This is a genomic window from Paenibacillus solani, from assembly GCF_050475945.1.
Lineage (GTDB): Bacteria > Bacillota > Bacilli > Paenibacillales > Paenibacillaceae > Paenibacillus_AQ > Paenibacillus_AQ solani_A.
Genome location: NZ_JBCMXJ010000025.1, coordinates 1 through 14,726 on the forward strand (window position 1 = coordinate 1; position 14,726 = coordinate 14,726).

Annotated in this window: 11 protein-coding genes; 7 read left to right on the forward strand and 4 right to left on the reverse strand. The window is 48.6% G+C overall.

The features are described from left to right. The coding region (locus ABEQ74_RS27740) for a hypothetical protein (RefSeq protein WP_430125423.1) at positions 1-4,168 on the reverse strand (4,168 nt) is incomplete at its 3' end. A 649-nt stretch (positions 4,169-4,817) separates the two neighbouring features. On the opposite strand from ABEQ74_RS27740, the gene ABEQ74_RS27745 reads away from it, so the two are divergent. From ABEQ74_RS27745 to ABEQ74_RS27765, 5 genes are all read left to right on the forward strand, one after another. Further along, positions 4,818-6,323 (forward strand): HD domain-containing phosphohydrolase, encoded by a 1,506-nt coding sequence (locus ABEQ74_RS27745; RefSeq protein WP_430125424.1) that lies wholly within the window; start codon positions 4,818-4,820, stop codon positions 6,321-6,323. A 295-nt stretch (positions 6,324-6,618) separates the two neighbouring features. After that, positions 6,619-6,822, forward strand: coding sequence for a CsbD family protein (locus tag ABEQ74_RS27750; protein ID WP_430125425.1), 204 nt, complete (start codon positions 6,619-6,621; stop codon positions 6,820-6,822). A gap of 33 nt (positions 6,823-6,855) precedes the next feature. Further along, positions 6,856-7,131, forward strand: a complete 276-nt coding sequence (locus ABEQ74_RS27755) for a hypothetical protein (RefSeq protein ID WP_430125426.1) — start codon at positions 6,856-6,858, stop codon at positions 7,129-7,131. Positions 7,132-7,283: 152 nt separating this feature from the next. Beyond that, positions 7,284-7,958: an NAD(P)H-binding protein gene (locus ABEQ74_RS27760; RefSeq protein WP_430125427.1), complete on the forward strand. Its 675-nt coding sequence runs from the start codon at positions 7,284-7,286 to the stop codon at positions 7,956-7,958. Between the two features lie 69 nt (positions 7,959-8,027). After that, the gene (locus tag ABEQ74_RS27765; protein WP_430125428.1) at positions 8,028-8,408 is read left to right on the forward strand and encodes a RidA family protein; all 381 of its coding nucleotides are present in this window, start codon (positions 8,028-8,030) and stop codon (positions 8,406-8,408) included. A 123-nt stretch (positions 8,409-8,531) separates the two neighbouring features. Here ABEQ74_RS27765 and ABEQ74_RS27770 read toward each other — a convergent pair whose 3' ends face one another. The 3 genes from ABEQ74_RS27770 to ABEQ74_RS27780 form a co-directional block, all read right to left on the reverse strand. Beyond that, entirely contained in the window at positions 8,532-9,296 is a 765-nt protein-coding gene (locus ABEQ74_RS27770) for a tryptophan-rich sensory protein (RefSeq protein ID WP_430125429.1), read from the reverse strand. Positions 9,297-9,414: 118 nt separating this feature from the next. Then, positions 9,415-11,031, reverse strand: coding sequence for a response regulator transcription factor (locus ABEQ74_RS27775; RefSeq protein ID WP_430125430.1), 1,617 nt, complete (start codon positions 11,029-11,031; stop codon positions 9,415-9,417). 2 nt (positions 11,032-11,033) lie between these two features. Continuing rightward, positions 11,034-12,812, reverse strand: a complete 1,779-nt coding sequence (locus ABEQ74_RS27780; RefSeq protein WP_430125431.1) for a cache domain-containing sensor histidine kinase — start codon at positions 12,810-12,812, stop codon at positions 11,034-11,036. 153 nt (positions 12,813-12,965) lie between these two features. Between ABEQ74_RS27780 and ABEQ74_RS27785 the strand changes: the two genes are divergently transcribed. Both ABEQ74_RS27785 and ABEQ74_RS27790 read left to right on the forward strand, forming a co-directional pair. Next, positions 12,966-13,850, forward strand: coding sequence for a carbohydrate ABC transporter permease (locus ABEQ74_RS27785; RefSeq protein WP_430125432.1), 885 nt, complete (start codon positions 12,966-12,968; stop codon positions 13,848-13,850). Continuing rightward, on the forward strand, positions 13,851-14,687 hold the full coding sequence (locus ABEQ74_RS27790) for a carbohydrate ABC transporter permease (RefSeq protein ID WP_430125433.1): 837 nt from the start codon (positions 13,851-13,853) through the stop codon (positions 14,685-14,687). Positions 14,688-14,726: the final 39 nt, after the last annotated feature.

Here is a 14,726-nt window from a genome sequence, read left to right on the forward strand (position 1 = left end):
GCTTGCTCTCAATGGAGCCTTCAGCAATCTGCAAACCGTCCAACGATCCCTCGGCCACATTCGCGCCGGTGATGGTGCCTTCAGCGATTTGACTTCCCGTTACTGATCCCTCGGCGAGAGTAAAGTTATCAAAAGCATCCGGTGCAAGGTGCTTGCTCTCAATGGACCCCTCCGCAATCTGTTCCCCGCTCAGGGATCCGTCGGCTACGTTCGCGCCGGTGATGGTGCCCTTGGCGATTTGTCTACCGGATACAGATCCGCCGGCCAGGGTAAAGTTGTCAAAAGCATCCGGTGCAAGATGCTTGCTCTCGATGGAGCCTTCGGCAATCTGCGCCCCGTTCAACGATCCCTCGGCCACATTCGCGCCGGTGATGGTGCCTTCAGCGATTTGGCTTCCCGTTACTGATCCCTCGGCGAGAGTAAAGTTATCAAAAGCATCCGGTGCAAGGTGCTTGCTCTCAATGGAGCCTTCGGCAATCTGGGCACCGTTTAGGGAGCCATCGGCTACGTTCGCGCCAATGATGGTACCCTTGGCGATTTGTCTTCCGGATACTGATCCGGCGGCCAGGATGAAGTTTTCAAAAGCGTCGGGTCCGAGGTGGCGGCTTCCGATGGAGCCCTCTGCAATATGGGAACCATTCAAAGACCCGTCGGCCAGGTTCGCGCCGGTGATAGCACCCTTGGCGATTTGGCTTCCGTTTACAGAGTCCTCAGCGAGTGTAAAGTTATCAAAAGCGCCCGGTGCGAGATGTTTGCTCTCGATGGAGCCTTCGGCAATCTGCGCCCCGTTTAGGGACCCATCAGCCACGTTCGCGCCGGTGATAGTACCTTCCGCGATCTGGCTTCCACTTACAGAGCCCTCAGTGAGAGTAAAGTTATCAAAAGCGCCCGGTGCGAGGTGGCGGCTTTCAATGGAGCCCTCGGCAATCTGCGAACCATTCAAAGAACCTGCCGCAATGTTCGCTCCCGTGATGGTTTCCTTGGCGATTTGGCTTCCCGTAACAGAACCATTAGCCAGGTTGAAGTTATCAAAGGCGTCGGGTCCTAGATGCTTACTCTCGATAGAGCTCTCGGCAATCTTGGAGCCGTTCAAAGAACCCGCCGCAATGTTCGAACCGGTAATCGTTCCATAGGCAATTTTAGCTCCCGTAACCCCATTATCCTGAATAAGCTCCGTTGTAATCGCGCCAGCTTCAATATGCTTCGTGCTGATGCTGTGCGTCTGCAAGTGATGGGGGAGAACGGCGCCCTCTGCCAATTGCCTTGATTTCACAGACCCGGGTTGCAATTGATCACCCCCGACACTATCCGGCTGCAAGTGGACATGGCCGACAGACTGATCCGCCAGATGGGCCATGTTGACGGAGTAAGGTGCGAGATGGTGACTCTGAATAGAGAATAACTCTATATGCTTGGATGCGACAGCCCCTTCGCTGAGATGGTCTCCATGGATCGATTCTCCGGCAATATGCTGGGAGAGAACGATACCGTCTACAAGGTGTGATGATTCAATGCTTTCGTTCTGGATATGCTGTGCGCTGACCGAGCCTGGCGCTATATGCCGATCGGTTATGGCAACATTCTCAATATGCCGGGATTGGACCGCCTCATCGCCAAGATTTTCCGATAGGACGCTCGCTTCTTGGAGATGCACTGTCGAGATGGAGAGCGGTTTGATTTTTTCTCCGCTAACGGCGTTTGTTTTTAATGCCGTCCCCGATACGGATGAAGGCGTGAGGTGATCTTCCGTAATCGATTGCGATTTAAGCTTCGCTCCGGGAATACTCCCGTCGGCAAACAGCATGTCGGCCGAACGGCTTTCGTCAGCCAGATGGTTTAGCGTAATGGATTTCTTTTTTAAATGATAGCCGTGGATCGCTTGCTGTGTGATATGTTTGCCCAGGATGGACTCCAGTCCAAGATGTACTCCCTCCACCGCCTGTTGGGCAATTTTGTCTGAGGTAATGGCTTCATTCTGAATGGCTTCCTTGGCCACGGAATGGGCTGACAGGTGGGTGGAACGGATGGCTTGGGAAGCTATTTTGTCACCAGTAATACTGCCCTCGGCAAGTTTGGACGACGTAACGGAAAGATCCACCAGCTTGTCGGTCGACACGCTTTCCGGTGACAGCTTCAGAGACGTAACAGCATGATCTGCCAGATGCCGAGGTGCAATAACCCCTTCGCCGATAGACGATTCGATAATGCTGCCTTCGGCAATTTTGTCGCTCGTTACCGCTCCGCGTCCGAGCGCTTCTGTTCCTACGCTCTCGGTCTGCAAATGGCAGCTGCCAACCGAACCGTTGGTCAAATGCGACGATTGGATCGCTCCGTCTTGTAAGGCATGTGCTCCGACGCTGTCCGCGGCCAGATGCTGCTGCAAAATCGATTGGCTTGCGATATTGCTGGAAGTTACGCCGCTCTGCCTGATGATGCTACCGCCAACCGAGCCCAACGCCAGCTTGCTGCTCGTTACACTTTCGGGTGCAAGCTGTTCTTCCCCAACCGACTCTCGCTGAAGATGCTGTCTCGCGATGGAACGGTCGGCCATGTGCTGCTCTCCGATCGCTCTGGAATGGATGGCCGCCCCGAGCACGCTTTCCGGAGCAAAGTGCTGCGGCAGAATGCTGCCAATTGCGATATGTTTTGCTTTCACTGCATCTTGAGAGAGATGCCGGGCTTGAACAGCCTCCGAAGCGATTTGGGATGATTCCACGGCCCCTTTAGCCAGATGACGCGTTTGTACAGCTTCATTGGAAATCTTACTCGGGAGAACACTCTGATCTGCGATTTTTGATGCAGTAACAGCTTGCTCGACCAGTTTTGCCGTATGGACCGATTGATCGGCAAGTTTGGAGCTCGTTATGCTGGAATCGCTCAGGTGACGGGTGGACACGGCACTGATGTCAATCTGATTGGGACCGACGGAACCGGGCAGAATCTGATCAGGCCCTATTGCCCCATCTTCCAGATGGCGGGCGCCCAGCGATCCATTCTGAATATGGTCGGCGCCAATGCCTCTAATAGCAATTTGGTCGGGGCCGATGCTTCCCTTGGCAATATGCTCCGATGTCACGGCCCTGCTGACGAGATGGTCGCTGTTAATGGATTTCTGCTGTATATGGGAGCCGTCCACGGCGCTATCGGCTATTTTGTTTCCGGTGATGGCGCCGTCGCGAATTTTGGATGACGTGACGGCATTGTCGGCAAGCTTGGAAGTGTGAATCGCCTCATTGGAAATATGCCGGGTTTCTACGGCGCTTGATGCGATTTTTTCTCCTATGACAGATTGGTCGTCCAGCAGTTCCGTCGATACGAGCAGCTGCTCGAGATGCCTAGCCGTAATAGCTCCGTCTGCTATTTTCTTTCCTTCAACGGCATGGTCCGCCAGTTTTTGGGTGGTAATGCTGCCATCCTTGATTTTGCTTGCGTTGACCGAGCCGTCCCTGAATTTGCGCGTCGATAAGATTCCGTCCATGAGATGCTCGCCCGTGACTGATAATGGAGCAATTTTGCTCGAAGTCACTGCTTCGTCTGCAAGGTGAAGGCTGGAAACGCTATAGTCTTGCAGTGCTTCAGGACCGACCGCTCCACGAGCAAGCTTGGAAGCCGTAACCGACTTGGATGCGATCCGGTTCTCGGTTATGGCATATTCACCTATGTCCTCTGTAAATATAAATGCTCCCTTAATTTCGGGCATTTCTTTTTCAAGAATCAACTGCTCCGGTTCGATTTCCGTGTTCGGCAGAGAAGGAGGATCGGAAGATAGCGTCAAATGGTCAGAAGACAATGGCGGGGATTCAGAAACTGCGATGGGAGAGTCAGGAACCGCCGGGGTGGGTTCAGAAGTTACTGTGAAGGTGTCAGATACTGCAGCATCTTCTGTTTGTATAGCAAAAGTTTCGCCATTTATTATAGGATCGGTGACTTCCTCGCTTTTTTGCTGCCTTAATTCAATAATGCCAATGAGATCCTCTTCCGGATCAGCAAGAGGTAATGTTGAAAGAATATGGGCTTCTTTATCGGTATCTGTTTCTGTTGATTTTTCTACTTCGGTACTGCGTCCTTTACCACGCATCAACATATCGAGTTCTCTGGTACTGGGGTCGACCCTGAATGGGGAGTTAGAAGAGGCCGAAGTTGATGAGTTCTTTTTCTTTTTTTTCAAGACTGCACGCTCCTTCCGAATACTGATCGTCTCCGGTATCATATGCAGGTCATTAGGCGACCGTCACTGGTCTTTTGTTATTGAGAGCCAGAACTGGAGCTTAATATATGGAAAAAGGACCTGGCACTGGCCAAGTCCTTCATAGAGCGCGAAAAGCGCATATAAAATTTAACCCCTGACAGCCTATTAAGGCTACAGTTGGTTCCAATTTGAAGTTTCTTTTAAGAATCTTTGCTTCCAAAACGACAAAAGCCCTGCCTCTCTTCCGTCCTTGCGGCTCCGATGACCGCTCCAGTGTGAATCAGAAAACCATTCCGTAAAACTCTTACTCTAGGGTCATAAAATAGGAATTTGCACTTCAACAGAGATGTTAATAGCTATGTTTCGAGGAACTAACGGGGTTAAACTTCATGTAACAATGAAATATTATATCATAAAAATCTGACATTAGCAAATACAATCAAATGAATCTTGAAATGTTACCTAAAATAGCTTGATTTTTTTTGGAAATCCAACGATATTCATATTAACAGTTTTTTCTTGAATAGGGTGTTGATCAACTCTTAAATCTGTTACATCATGTCGAATACGTATGGAATCACACAGATCTTGCGGGTGTTTATTATCTGTATATGAAAGTAGGCGTTCCATGCAACTGTATAAGTCATTTCTTAAACAGCTGATCCGAAACTATATGATCGGGTCCATGGCGGCTGTGCTTGTTGTGGGTGGCGTATTAATGGTAACGACCCTGGAGATTTCTTTTGAAGAAGGCGTACGTCTCATGGTCATATTGGCCATATCGTTCATGGTGATGATTGCCTCGGAGCTGATCGTCTTTCTGCGGCATCTACGTCCGATTCATGCAGGCTTCGACGAAACCAATACGAGTCTGGATACACTGGAAAAAGCCTATTTGAGTATACATCGTATGCCGCGTCTGGCGGTATATCGTATATTCGGACCCCATTTATTAGGTTTGTCTATTCCAGCCATTCTACTCACCATTTGGATGATGGAGCAGGGAAAGTTAAGTTTTCCGCCATTTTATATTTGGTTGGCTTCTCTTGGGGCGGTTTTGCTTGCCAGCTGTCATGCCATGATTGAATTTTTTCTGACCATAGCAGCTGTCCGTCCGCTGATCAAGGAGATCCGGAGGCAGGCGTTATCGCGGTATGGTGTGGATTTTTCCCTTGAGGGTCATGTATTTATGGCCATTCGAACGAAGTTTCTGCTAAGTACGATGCTGATCGGCACCTTCCCGTTGTTTTTGTTCAGTTTGGCTGTCCAGATCCGATTGGAGGGTCTAAGTCAGATCGTAGCTCAGCAGTACTGGGGCTGGGCCGGGTTTATATTGCTGCTTGGTGTCGGATTTGCTTATGTTGGCGCCTTGCTCTTAACGCAGGATCTCCAGCGGCCGATCCGGCAGCTGTACCGGGCGATGAATGAGATTAAGGAAGGGCGTTTGATTCAGACATCCAATCTGTATTCCGACGAATTCTCCACCTTGATCGCAGGTTTTAATATGATGGTGCGCGGATTGCAAATGCGGGAGGAGCGGAATCGCAAGCTGCTGGACAGTTATTTTGCTGCACTGGCAGCGGCACTGGATGCGAGGGACCCCTACACGGCAGGACATTCACTTCGGGTGGCGGAATATGCAGTTTTAATCGGCCGACTGGCAGGACTAAACGAAGAGCAAGTCGATCTATTGCACAAGACGGCATTGCTTCATGATATCGGCAAAATTGGAGTTCGGGATAATATTCTGTTGAAGGAAGGGAAACTCACGGCAGAGGAATTCGATCTGGTGAAAGCCCATCCGGCGCAAGGAGAGAACATCCTGCTTCAGATCGAGCCTGCTGATGCTATGGCTCCTTATTTGGAGGGAGTACGCTCCCATCATGAGCGTTATGATGGTGGAGGATACCCTGATGGCTTGAAGGGGAAGGAAATTCCTTTGTTCGGTCGTATTATTGCTGTGGCTGATGCTTATGATGCCATGACGTCAGACCGGCCTTATCGCAGTGGAATGAAATCTGTAGATGCATTGAATATTCTTGAAGCCGGCAGGGGAACCCAGTGGGACCCTGATTATGCGGGAATGTTCGTCAATTATATGAAAAGAGACAAGAAGGCCCTTTCGATCCGCTAGTGCAGATTTGGCTGGCTGTGCTGTTACATAATTCTTGAAACAGTTCGTAGATAAACTCAGAGAGACCGTATACTTTTGACGGTATACAGTCTCTCTTTTTTGATATGCGAAGGTTAGGAGTGATTTCAGCTGCCTCTTTCTATGAACCATTCTTATCCTCAACTGGCCGCGCTCAAAATAGAAAACATCAGGGTTGGCAGGGATTGTCAGGATTCAGGGAAACGCCCGCGGGGTAAACACAAGTACAGGCATTTAACAATTCATCATTTCATTTTACTATGAGGAGCTGATATTTATGGATAGCAACGTATTTAAAGGTAAATGGGAGCAGATGAAGGGCGAAGCGAAGAAGCAATGGGGTAAGCTGACAGATGATGACCTCGATGTTATTTCCGGGGAAAAGGATAAATTGGTAGGCAAGCTGCAGGAGCGCTACGGACATACAAAAGATGACGCAGAGCGCGAATATAAGAATTGGAGTTCAAGATTTCGTGACTAATCCATAAGGACAATGAGGGAGGCAGAACGAATCATGTTGGAATCCCCGGCTGTGACCGGTAAAGTATTCGATATTCGTGACGGCAAGGTGTTTACCTTACACGGAGATATGGTCAGCACCTATCATTTGGGATACTATGAGTTGACCCATGAGGAAGTTCTCCCAATCACTGATAGTCAGCGGGTGACAACATCCTCTGAGGGTCTTATGGCGGGGGACACCGGCAAATCCTTCGGCTGGCTCCGCAGGGAATGGAAGCCGCTGATAAACCTTATATTTTCATGGAAAAAGAGTGCAAATCGAGCCTGATTTGCACTCTTTTTTTAGGTTTGGGACCTCTTTAAAGCTGCTGCGAATCAACATAATAATTTCGTTTTTAAACGTGATATTGACTTGATTCGGGTGGGGTGTAGAATGAGTTCAAAAGGAAATTTTTGATGGATAGAACAGGAGGGGATGTGGTGGGAATGGTTGCACTCGTAGTCGGGGCTACGGGGCTTGTAGGACGTTTAGTGACCGCTGAGCTTCTGGATCGTGAGGAGATAGAAGAGGTTCGTGTTCTTGTGCGAAGACTTCCGGATGTCACACATCCTAAACTGAAGCCCATCCTCGTGAATTGGGAAGAGCTCGATCAATACAGCAACGCTTTTGCCGGCGTACACAGTGTGTATTGCTGTTTGGGAACAACGATAAAGAAGGCCGGTTCTCAGCAGCAGTTCCGTAAAGTTGACGTGGATTATGTAATGAAGACCGCGGAACTGGCGAAGCAGCATGGAGTGAGACAATTTCTGTCTGTCAGCTCTGTAGGTGCTAACTCTAAGGTGCGTAATTTCTATCTTCGAACCAAGGGAGAGGTTGAAGAAGGATTGGCCGGGATCGGGTTTTGGGGGCTGCATGTGTTTAGACCGTCATTACTGCTGGGAGAGAGACCCGAGCAGCGGTTTGTAGAGCGGGCTGCTTCCATGCTAATGACCACATTTGACTTTGCCTTCAAGGGACCAAAGCTGGCCCCATATCGGGCTGTTCCTGCCCTGAAGGTGGCCAAGTCCATGGTGAATATCGGGCTGGCGGATATGAAGGGTTATCATGTTTACACGAACGAAGTTATACATGTGTTAGGTGATGCAGCCGATTAAATTTGCCAGAGTCCCCCACGGCAGATTACAATGTACACATATAGGAATACATAGAAAGGGTGACTCATGATGGGTAAAAATATCATATCAACAAAGAAAGCTCCAGGAGCTATTGGGCCATACAGCCAAGCTGTAGAAATTAATGGATTTGTATATACTTCAGGCCAACTGGGGCTCAATCCGGAAACAGGACAATTCGGCGAGGGTGTTCAAGAACAAGCAAAGCTTTCGCTCAGCAACGTGAAAGCGATCCTGGAAGCGGCCGGCACAAGCCTGGATCAAGTGGTGAAAACCACGGTATTCCTGAAGGATATGAATGATTTCGCAGCAGTAAATGAAATTTACGGCGGTTTCTTCTCTGAGCCTTATCCTGCAAGAAGTGCGGTTGAGGTTGCCCGTTTACCAAAGGACGGTTTGGTTGAAATTGAGGTTATCGCTGTTAAGAACTAAATGAGAACCCTGCTTTATAGAACAAGAGCTTTGCCGGTATCGGCAAAGCTCTTGTTTTTTTGGTAAAGAAGTTACCAGATCTTAAGAGTAGGGGCAAGGGGAATGAAGAATCCCTAATAGGATCTAATATCTGGAGCTTCTTCGATTGCGCGTGAAGAAGAGCCAAATAGCATATACCAGCAGGATGACCGAAATCACAAAGGCAGACATTAAAATACTGTCGGTCTCCCGATGCTCAGCTGCAATGGCGACATAGGCCCAAGTGAAAACCAAGGGGACGATGCTGTCACGGTACCGCAAACTGATAAGCAAGGCAAGCAAGGCACCGATGCAGAGCAGCACGATTCCTGTCGTGGTTTCGTCCATCCCAAAGGGATTCCAGCCATTCTTTTGAAGCACGATGGCCACATTGACGATAAAGGCAGGACTCACCCAGCCAATATAGAGACTGAATGGAAGCTTCAGCAGCCATTTCTCGCCTGTCGTCGGGTAGCTTATCGCTTGTGTACGAGCATGTAAAATCCAAAGCGTCACCAGCAGTAACAGCATGGCGATGACAGACCATTCAATATACAAATAGTGCCATAACACAAGCCAGGTCATGTTAAATACGCAGCTCAGTATAAACCATGGTCCGATGGCTCGGACGGAATCCCGGTTGCCGGTATCGCGGCGAAGCTGGTAAATAACGAATAGAAGCAGCATGATATAGATAAGCGACCATATGGAAAAGGCGTAGCCTGCTGGGGTGATCGGCGTATAATACATATCGGATATTTCCCCGGTCGTTCTACCTCCAAGCGGTAGAACCATTGATAACACATTCACGGTAATCACGCCGGCGAAGAACAAAAGATTCCACCAGCGGTACGTGTTGGTACGATACATATAATCTCCTCCTGATAACAGTCTGGGAATATATAGAATATACCCAAAAGAATGAATATCAAGCCAGCGCGATGGTGTAAACGCTGATTCTTGCCTTTATATATATATGATTCTTTACTTAATGTATGTGAGTCTTTCGATACTCGTTCGGGGTGACCCCCTCCAGCTTCTTGAACACTTTGCTGAAATATTTCTCGTCCTGATAACCGATCAACTCGGCGATTTGCGCGATACGGATCTGGGGATTGAGCAGCAGCGTCTTCGCTTTATTGATGCGAATTCGCCCGAGAAAATCAGATAGCGTGACGCCGAATTCCTGTTTGAATTTTCGAGAAATATATTCTCTGCTAAGAAAAAATCTGCCGGCAATTTGCTGAAGCGAAATTTCTTCATGATAATGCTGCTCCAAGTACTGGGCAATGTCATGAATGATATGATTGTCCTTGGAATGAAGTTGGGTAAGAACCCGGGATGCAGAATAGAGTCTTCCGCTAATCTGTTCGCGCCAGCGATCCCAGCAAATCATGCCTTCCTCGCTATACGGGAGCGCGTACGGTAAGTCCTGCGAAATTTCAGTGTCTTCCACGGGTTCCTGCGTGCTTTTCACTTCATTTTCGGTCCAATGATATTGAATCCAGTCCCATTCTGAATTCCATCTCACCAGATGCTCAGGCGATACAAGATCTCGTTCTTTCACATCCCGCAGCCACTCTTCGGTGGCTGCTTCAATCCTGTCCTTGCTCCCGCTAAGTGCGGCGAGTTTAAATTGTTCCTCATAGGAGGAGAGCCGCAGACTGCGTGAGTTCTCGCTCTCGATGGCCCGCTCACGGTGGATCCTGCTTTTGCCGGTCAATAGATTGCGGCTGCATAAAGCCTGGACGGCAGCTGAATAAGCTTTTGGCAGATCATCGGGGAAGGAGTTCATTTTGGCAGCACCGAAATGGCTCTTCCTGCGAAGAATGGAGTAGAACCCGTCATTGATTCTCTCCAGAATGTCGTTAAAGGGGAGTCGCGAATCCCAGCAGAGCAGGATGACTTCCCCCGGTTTATCGATGTGTCGAAAGGCAATCCCCTGATCCTTAAGCAGCTCATTGCAAATATTAATAAGGGTGAAGGAGAGCAGATGCCGTTTGTTGCGGAACTTGGACAGCAAGCCTTCATCAAATTGGTCATCGCGAAGAACGGCTAAGTTGCATTCCATCCCGGCTGCAGGCAAGGGGACACGGTTTTGCAATTGAGAGACGATGGTCTCCCTGCTGCCATAACCGTTGATAAGATCCGAGAACAGGCGATCCATATAAAAGGGGGCCATTTGATTCATTTCAATATTCTGTTTGGTAATCTGTTGTCGTTTCTCCTCTTCCAGCTGCCAGGCTTGAACGGCTTTACTCAGCGCCTCGTTCAAGCTGTCAGGGTCAACGGGCTTAAGAATATAATCAATGCCGCCGGAACGGATCGTATGCCGTACATATTCAAAATCATCATATCCGCTGATGACAAGTACTTTAATATCTGGCTTCGTTGTATGGAGCCAGGTCAGAAGCTCAATTCCATTGATGCGGGGCATACGCATGTCGGTCATCACAATTTGCGGTTTGCGCTCCTCGATCAATCGCACGGCTTCCTCTCCGTCCACCGCCTGGTCTATTTCCGTAATGCCATGCCGCTCCCAATCCGCCAGAAGTCCAATAGCTTCGCGAACATGCTGTTCATCGTCAACGATCAATACTCTCATCTCTACTGTTCACTCTCCCGTGTGTTGATATTGAGCGTGACTATGACGCCGTGTGGTTCTGCATTCTCAATCGTTAGTTCGGCCTTATCGTTAAAGTATAGATTAAGACGCATCCATACGTTCAAGAGACCAATTGAATCATCGTCCTCATCACTTCGGTGATTATAGGCAGCTGCAAGCTTGCCGCGTACAGAGGCAAGCTCTGCCGCTTCCATCGATGCCCCGTTATTCTCCACCACAATGATCAATCGCCGATCATCTGAGATACGGGTTGTTATGGATATATGGCCAGTGCCTGCATGTGTATTCATACCATGCTTGAAATAATTTTCAACAATCGGCTGCAAAATCATTTTTGGCACCGGAGCTGTAAGACTTTCAGGTTCCAAATCCCATGTGATTTCCAGCTGGTCCCGGAATCGCTGCTTCTGGAGATCGAGGTACTGCCGCACATGGTTGATCTCGTCCTGCAAGGTTACGCTGCCTTCGCTCTGGCGCATATTGTAGCGCATCATATTGGCAAGCGAAGAGAGCAGGGAATAGATCCGTGGCACATTATGCTGCAGCGCCAGCGTTCCGATAGACTGAAGCGTATTGTATAGAAAATGCGGATCGATCTGCGCCTGCAGCGCTTTCAGCTGGTTGGTCTTATTGGCAATTTCCAGACGATACTCCCGCAGGATCAGATTGTTGATGGTGTCCATCATATTTCGGAAGCGCCGGGAGAGGATCCCGATCTCATCCGGGCTTGTAACGTTGATATCGACATCCAGTCGTCCCGTTTTCACCTGATTCATATAGCTTGTGAGTTGTTTAATGGGTTTTGTAATCCGAATGGAAATCCATAGTGTGCCGAATATGACAACGAATAGGGCCAAAATTGCGATAATTGCGTTAATGCTCGTTAATTCTGTTGAATTTTTGTAAAGCGTCTGGTGCGGGATCATTTTCACGAGCGTCCAGGGAGCGTAGGGCAAATCCAGCTTCTCGTAAACAATCATGGCATCCTTCCCGTCGTAATATCCTTTATCCTTTTGGGCGATTTTCTCCATAAGCACAGGGTCGTCCAAAGAATGGCCTCTTTGCTCCGCATCCGGACCGTATATGATGCTGCCGCTGTCATCAATCAAGTATAGCTGTTCTTCCCCTTTAGCATACAGTTGATCGCAAATGGCCAAAATACTGTCTAGTTTTACATCGATGGCCATAAGAGCATATTGTTCGGGAGACGGTACGTTAGTGATGGATCGATAGAAGGTGATAACTTCAAAATCCAGCATATCTGCAGGCCGCGGAGGAAAACCGTAATTATGCACCTGATGCACAGGCTCGATAGCCGTATTGCCTTGGCCGAACTCTTCTATTCTTCGATAAGGCTCTTGGCGGAATTCCCTGCGAGGCAGATTACTGGATACTTGGGTGGACTGTCCGGTCAAAGCGTTATGAAGATAAATTTGATGAATGTCCTGTGTACCTGTCACGATGGTTTGCAGTGTAGCATACAACTCGGCAACAACCCGGTGGTTATCGGGATCCAGAGCAAGATTGCTTAGAAAATGGGGATCCGAATATACGGACAAGGAAGCACGGTCAATGCCGCGCAGATAGTTCATCAGATTGGTCGCTCCTTGGTAAATCAAGCGTATATTCTCATTCACCGTCTGCTCCTTCACAGACTCTCGCGTGTGCGTAAATGTAATGATGAGCGAGAGCAGCAGGGGAATCGTTGTGACAGCGAGCATGAACGTGATCAGCCGGGACTGGATGCTGCGATACTTCATGAGGATCATCTCCTGGATTATCAAAATAGCATAAACGCGTATGGTCAATATTTTACACCTAATGGTTCATGATTCTCCGTGTTTATTGTTTACAGGTTACAGCATAATGGCTATACATCATATAACTACTTAACGAAAAGGGGAGATCAAGGGATGAATCGAAAAAAAAAATCTTCGGCGCTGCTGCAGCAGTTTCTTTTTGTGGGACCGTCCACTATTTTTTTCATCCTGATCATGATCATTCCATTCTTTCTGGGGCTTTATTATTCCTTTACGAACTGGAATGGTGTGTCTAGCAAAATCGACTTTGTCGGGTTTCATAATTTCATTACCATCTTTACCAATGATGATAAATTCCGGGATGCCTTCTCGTTCACGGCCCGCTTCACGATCCTCGGTGTCATCCTTACGAATCTGCTAGGATTTTTATTAGCCTACTTCCTCACTAAACCGCTGAAGACACGGAACGTGCTGCGTACGATTTTTTTCATGCCAAACGTGATCGGCGGGTTGCTGCTCGGATTCATCTGGCAATTTATTTTTGTCAAAGGATTTGCAGCGATCGGCAATGCCACGAATCTGGGATTCTTTAATCTGCCGTGGCTCGGAACAAAAGGGACTGCCTTTTGGGCGATTGTAATCGTTTTCGTATGGCAGACGGCCGGATATTTGATGGTCATCTACATTTCCTCGCTCAACAATGTGCCAAAGGATATTCTTGAGGCTGCCGAGATAGACGGTGCGAGCAGAGGGCAGGTATTGCGCTCCATCATTATTCCACTGGTCATGCCAGCTGTTACGGTTTGTTTGTTCCTCGCGATCTCCTGGTCCTTTAAAATGTTCGATCTGAACCTTTCCTTGACCAAGGGCGGACCGTTCGGTTCGACCGAGTCGGTGGCGATGAATATTTACAACGAGGCTTATACGAATAACCGTCTCGGACTCGGAACCGCGAAGGCAGTCATTTTCTTCATTGTGGTTGCCATCATAACCAGTCTGCAGGTTCGATTTACGAAGAGCAAGGAGGTTGAAGCGTAAATGGAGTCTACGAAAAAATACCGGCTGAACACCATGGCCACAGAACTCATTATGGTGATCATCGCATTGCTCTTCCTGGTTCCGTTCTACTTCCTGTTCGTGAACTCCGTCAAAACCTTCGGCGAACTGCTAACGGACTCGGCAGGTCTTCCGAGCACATTCGAATGGAGCAACTATTCACGGGCATGGGATATAACGAATTTTCCTAAGGCTTTCTGGAACTCGCTGGTCGTGACGGTTGTCAGCAACCTGCTCCTGGCCATGTTGAGTGCGATGACCGCCTATCAGATGGTGCGGCGCAATACACGTTTTAACCGGATCATGTTCGCGTTGTTTGTGGCCGCTATGGTCATCCCGTTTCAGTCCATCATGATTCCGCTTGTAAAGGTAACTTCATCTATGGGCATTAACAACAGCTTGTATGGACTCATTATCTGTTACCTGGGCTTTGGAGTTCCGCTGAGCGTGTTTCTATTCCACGGCTTCGTAAAGTCGATTCCGATGGAGATCGAAGAAGCGGCAACCGTAGATGGTTCCAGCGGATACGGCGTGTTCTTCCGGGTAGTTTTCCCGCTGATGAAGCCGATGTTTGTTACAGTCATTATCTTGAACACCTTGTGGATATGGAATGACTATCTGCTTCCATCCCTGATCTTGCAGTCCGCAGAGCTGCGAACGATTCCAATTGCGACCTTCGCCTTTTTCGGGCAATATACCAAGCAGTGGGATTTGGCGCTTCCGGCGCTGGTGTTAGGAATCATGCCCGTCATTATTTTCTTCCTCTTCATGCAAAAATATATCATTGAGGGCATTACACAGGGAGCCGTGAAGGGGTAGGCATCAATCGGTCAATTCTTTACCCCAGAACGATCAATA

Bases quoted from the DNA above. Each gene is read 5' to 3' on its own strand.
- ABEQ74_RS27745 (WP_430125424.1), top strand. From the start codon at position 4,818: ATGCAACTGTATAAGTCATTTCTTAAACAGCTGATCCGAAACTATATG.
- ABEQ74_RS27750 (WP_430125425.1), top strand. From the start codon at position 6,619: ATGGATAGCAACGTATTTAAAGGTAAATGGGAGCAGATGAAGGGCGAA.
- ABEQ74_RS27755 (WP_430125426.1), top strand. From the start codon at position 6,856: ATGTTGGAATCCCCGGCTGTGACCGGTAAAGTATTCGATATTCGTGAC.
- ABEQ74_RS27765 (WP_430125428.1), top strand. From the start codon at position 8,028: ATGGGTAAAAATATCATATCAACAAAGAAAGCTCCAGGAGCTATTGGG.
- ABEQ74_RS27770 (WP_430125429.1), bottom strand. From the start codon at position 9,296: ATGTATCGTACCAACACGTACCGCTGGTGGAATCTTTTGTTCTTCGCC.
- ABEQ74_RS27775 (WP_430125430.1), bottom strand. From the start codon at position 11,031: ATGAGAGTATTGATCGTTGACGATGAACAGCATGTTCGCGAAGCTATT.
- ABEQ74_RS27780 (WP_430125431.1), bottom strand. From the start codon at position 12,812: ATGAAGTATCGCAGCATCCAGTCCCGGCTGATCACGTTCATGCTCGCT.
- ABEQ74_RS27785 (WP_430125432.1), top strand. From the start codon at position 12,966: ATGAATCGAAAAAAAAAATCTTCGGCGCTGCTGCAGCAGTTTCTTTTT.
- ABEQ74_RS27790 (WP_430125433.1), top strand. From the start codon at position 13,851: ATGGAGTCTACGAAAAAATACCGGCTGAACACCATGGCCACAGAACTC.